Source organism: Blastomonas sp. (genome assembly GCF_041747255.1).
Lineage (GTDB): Bacteria > Pseudomonadota > Alphaproteobacteria > Sphingomonadales > Sphingomonadaceae > Blastomonas.
In genome coordinates this window covers 1-3,155 of the sequence record NZ_JBGTFM010000296.1, presented here as the reverse complement: position 1 = coordinate 3,155, position 3,155 = coordinate 1, and the positions used below count along the sequence as shown (strand labels likewise).

General features: G+C 64.8%; 4 protein-coding genes. All 4 read right to left on the bottom strand.

The window, feature by feature from the left end; genetic code table 11:
* Positions 1-149, bottom strand: a 149-nt coding sequence (locus tag ACEW8G_RS10250) for a Ku protein (RefSeq protein WP_373488324.1), incomplete at its 3' end; no start/stop codon positions are given.
* Between the two features lie 104 nt (positions 150-253).
* Positions 254-697: a VOC family protein gene (locus tag ACEW8G_RS10245; RefSeq protein WP_373488323.1), complete on the bottom strand. Its 444-nt coding sequence runs from the start codon at positions 695-697 to the stop codon at positions 254-256.
* A gap of 211 nt (positions 698-908) precedes the next feature.
* Entirely contained in the window at positions 909-2,123 is a 1,215-nt protein-coding gene (locus ACEW8G_RS10240) for a CaiB/BaiF CoA transferase family protein (protein ID WP_373488322.1), read from the bottom strand.
* Positions 2,120-3,037 (bottom strand): hydroxymethylglutaryl-CoA lyase, encoded by a 918-nt coding sequence (locus tag ACEW8G_RS10235; protein WP_373488321.1) that lies wholly within the window; start codon positions 3,035-3,037, stop codon positions 2,120-2,122. Before ACEW8G_RS10235 ends, ACEW8G_RS10240 begins: the two co-directional genes overlap by 4 nt.
* Positions 3,038-3,155 lie beyond the last annotated feature (118 nt).

Sequence of the window (3,155 nt, the reverse complement as noted above, 5' to 3'; positions counted from 1 at the left end):
ACCTTCTCGTATTTCACCGGCTTGCCGCTCGGCTCGTGGATCTGGCGAAAGCTCACCGAAGCGCCCGATTTGGTCGCCGAGTAAATTTCAACCGGGATCGACACCAGCGCAAGGCGGATGTGTCCCTTCCAATAGGCGCGTGCAGCCATGGTCAACTCGCAATAAGACAAAATGATCATATGCACGAGATGCAACCCGGTTCCCGGCAGGTGCGCCTCGCCTCCCGGTTTTTGGCCGATGCGACGATCCAAACTCAGTCGAGGATCTGGTTCATCTCGATCAACGTGCCATCGGGGTCGAAGAAATTGCAGCCGCGCACGTGGATCACCGGGCCGCCGTTTCGGCCCGGATACTCCTGCATGCGCGCAGGGGCCGTCATCGTGACCCCCGGCACCTTGGCGGCAGCGGCGCAGCGGCCATCGACATCATCAGTGTTCATCACGATGACATGCCCGCCCGGGCCAAGGCGTTTGGGATAGGGGCCGGGGTCGGGCAGCGGCGGGTCAATCCACTCCATCAGGCCGATCCAGCCGATAAACGGATCATTGGCATTGAGCAGCACCAGCCGCGCCTTCGCGCCAGGCACGCCAGCGGGAAGGGCAACGCCGCTGGTTTCGACCACGGTATCGTAGTTGACCTTCATGCCGACGACATCGCGGTAGAGCTTGAGCGAATTTTCCATGCTGCGCACGATCATGGTGACGCGGCGGACGTCTGTGGGCAGGCGCTCGGCGGGCTTTTCGACGCCCGGCGAAGTTGTCGCAGGCCGGTCTTGCGCCAGCGCGGTGCAGGCGGTGAGCGTTGCTGTTGCGAGGACGCCAAAAGCCCACGTTCCAGCCCAGCCGCCCTGGATTCCGGCTTTCTCCGGATCACGAACTTGCGAGCGTTTTTATCGATAGCCACCATCATCACTCCCCCTCAACCGCTCCTGTATCCACCAGCGCGGCAATCCGCGTTTCGTCGTAGCCCAGCGATGCCAGAATGCTGCGGGTATCCGCGCCGGCCGCGGGCAGACGCGACCCATCGCCCGGACGTCCGCCGTTCATTTCGATGGGCAGCGCCGGCAGCATCGTGTCGCGGCCATCGCTCAATGTCACCGGTTCAAGCCCGCCGCTGGCCAGCAGGTGCGGGTCATCGAACATGTCCTCGGGCCTGCCGATGGGTGCGAAGGGCAGTCCGGTGCCTTCCAGCCGGGCGATCAGGTCATCGCGCCGCCAGCCTTTGACCAGAGCGCGGACCTGCGGCATGATGCGGTCGCGCGCCAGCACGCGCGCGCTGTTCTCGCGAATGCTCTCGTCGGCCCATAGATCGTCGAGCGCAAACAGCGTGCAGAATTTCTCCCACAGCGCGTCGGTGACGACGCCGATGAAGATATGGCTGTCATCCGCCGTTTCGAACACGTCATAGATCGCCCAGGCCGATATTCGCGCGGGCATCGGGGCGACTGGCTGGCCGGTCACCGCCATCTGCGCCATATGCTGGCCTATCAGATAGACGGTGGTTTCAAACAGCGAGCTTTGCACCTTCTGTCCGCGCCCGGTGCGGTGCCGCTCCTCAACCGCCGCCAGGATGGCGATAACCCCGAACATGCCGCCGGTGACATCGATGACGCTCGATCCCGCGCGCAGCGGCCTGCCCGGCGGCCCGGTCATATAGGCAAGGCCGCCCATCATCTGGGCGACCTCGTCCAGCGCGGTACGCTGCTCATAGGGGCCGGGCAGAAAGCCTTTTTCGCTGCAGTAGATCAGGCGCGGGTTGGCAGCGGCGAGACTGTCATAATCGAGCCCCAGCCGGTCCATCGCGCCGGGGCGGTAATTTTCAACCAGAATGTCGGCCTGCGCCACAAGATCGCGCGCCACGGCAAGTCCATCGGGCGACTTGAGGTCTAGGCAGATGCTCGCCTTGTTGCGGTTGTACATCGGGAAATAGCCTGCGCCCGAGCCAATGAGGCGGCGGGTGCGGTCGCCGCCGATGGGCTCGACCCGCACCACCTCTGCACCCAGCGGGGCAAGAATCGCGCCGACGGCAGGCCCCATGACCATATGGGTGAATTCGACGACCTTGAGCCCGTTAAGCGGCTGGGGGTTGAGCGGCTGGTGGTCGAGCGGCTGGGGATTGCTCATGCTGCGGTTCCCTTGAAGCCCAGCGGCAGGCCCGCATCGGGGGTGAAGCCATAAAGCGGTTCGCCGGGCAGCGCGTCGGCAACGATGTCACGCACCTTCAGCAGCGCATCAAGATCAATGCCGGTGCTCACCCCCATCGCTTCGAGCATGAACACCAGATCTTCGGTGACGATATTGCCCGATGCGCCGGGCGCGAACGGGCAACCGCCCAGCCCGCCGAGCGAAGCGTCAAGCGTGGTGATGCCCTGTTCCAGACCTGCCAGCGCGTTGGCCAGGCCAAGCCCGCGGGTGTTGTGCAGATGCAGGGTCGTCATCCGCTCCGCCCCCACCGCCGCGCGCACTGCCCTGACCAGCCGCGTCACCTGCGCCGGGTTGGCATAGCCGGTGGTATCGGACAGGCTGAACTCCTGCGCGCCTGCCTCTGCGGCGGCCACCGCCAGCCGCACCACCTGATCTTCTGCCACCGGCCCTTCGATCGTGCAGCCAAAGGCGGTCGACAGCCCGACGGCAAAATGGACATCCGCCGCCTTCGCCAGCCCGGCGATCAACGCGATTTCGGCGAGCATTTCGGCGTGGGTCTTGCGGACATTGCGGATGCTGTGTGTTTCCGACATCGAAAACGGAATCGAGATGGCATGCGCGCCCGCTGCGATGGCGCGCTTTGCGCCCTTCGCATTGGGTACCAGCGCGACGACGTTCAGCCCCGGTATCGTGCGCGCATAAGCGACGATCTCGGCGCTGTCAGCCATTTGCGGCAGCAGAGACGGCGGCACAAAGCTGCCCACCTCGATCTCGCGCACCCCGGCGGCAGCCTCGGCCGCGATCCAGCGCTGCTTGGCCTCAGTCGGCATCACCCGCGCGATGCTTTGCAACCCGTCGCGCGGGCCAACCTCGCTGATCAGCACATCAGGCATCGCGTTGCTCCAGATAGACCCAGGGACGTTGCACGCGGTCGGCGGCATGGAATGCGGCGATGGCATCGGCATGTTTGAGCGTCAGATCAATCGCATCGAGCCCTTCAAGCAACATCGC